A 954-nucleotide genomic window follows, 5' to 3' on the forward strand; every position below is an offset into this window, starting at 1 on the left:
CTAGGCAGCGTTTTGAGGATCTTGTGACTGTCGTCCCGGTCGATCGTTGTGCTGGTCGTGGGTCGTGGTGATCTGACGCAGGCCGAATGGGACGTGCTGGCACCGCTGTTGCCAGCGACGGGTGGCTGCGGTGGCCGGTGGGCGGACCACCGCACGGTCGTGAACGGGGTGCTGTACCGGTTGCGGACCGGGGTGCCGTGGCGGGACCTGCCCGAGCGGTTCGGGAACTGGCGGACCGTCTACCAGCGGCACCGCCGCTGGTCCGCCGACGGCACCTGGGACCGGATCCTTACCGCGCTGCAGGCCCGCGCGGACGCCGAAGGCTCGCTGGACTGGTCGTGCGTCGGCGTCGACTCGACCTCGGTGCGGGCCCATCCGGATGCCGCGCGGGCGCCACGCGCCCGCGCGGCCACCGCAAAAAGGGGATCCTCGACCACACGGCGGGTGAGGCGCTCGGACGGTCCCGCGGCGGGCTGACCAGCAAGGTCCACCTGGCCTGCGACGGCCGGCTGCGGCCGCTCGCCGTCCTGGTCGGGCCCGGCCACGCCGGCGACGCACCCGCGTTCATGCACGTCATAATGGCTATCCGCGTCCCGCGGACGGGAGGCGGCCGTCCGCGGACCAGACCGGACCTGGTCGTGGCCGACAAGGCCTACAGCTCCCGCGCGATCCGCAGTCACCTGCGTCGGCGCGGGATCCGCCACACGATCCCCGAGCCACTGGACCAGGCCAACTCCCGCCTTCGCAAAGGCCGACGGGGCGGACGCCCTGTGGGCTTCCACCGCGAGGACTACCGCCGCCGCAACGAGGCCGAACGCACCATCAACCGGCTGAAGGCCTTCCGGGCGGTCGCCACCCGCTACGACCAGCGCGCCTACGTCTTCCACGGCACGGTCACCCTTGCCGCCATCCGCCTCTGGCTCAGACCTTGATCCCCAAAACGCTGCCTAGCCC

The 954-nt window shown here is 71.9% G+C and carries 1 protein-coding gene; it reads left to right on the top strand.

Annotation, left to right across the window (positions count from 1 at the left end):
- Nucleotides 1-57: 57 nt before the first annotated feature.
- Nucleotides 58-932, top strand: a protein-coding gene (locus QI554_RS43310) for an IS5 family transposase (protein WP_425528146.1) whose coding sequence is annotated in 2 segments (ribosomal slippage) — nucleotides 58-384 and nucleotides 387-932 — 873 coding nt in all. Because the reading frame shifts where the segments join, the coding sequence is not laid out codon by codon here.
- Nucleotides 933-954 lie beyond the last annotated feature (22 nt).

This window comes from Yinghuangia seranimata, from assembly GCF_029953285.1.
In the GTDB taxonomy this organism is placed as follows: domain Bacteria; phylum Actinomycetota; class Actinomycetes; order Streptomycetales; family Streptomycetaceae; genus Yinghuangia; species Yinghuangia seranimata.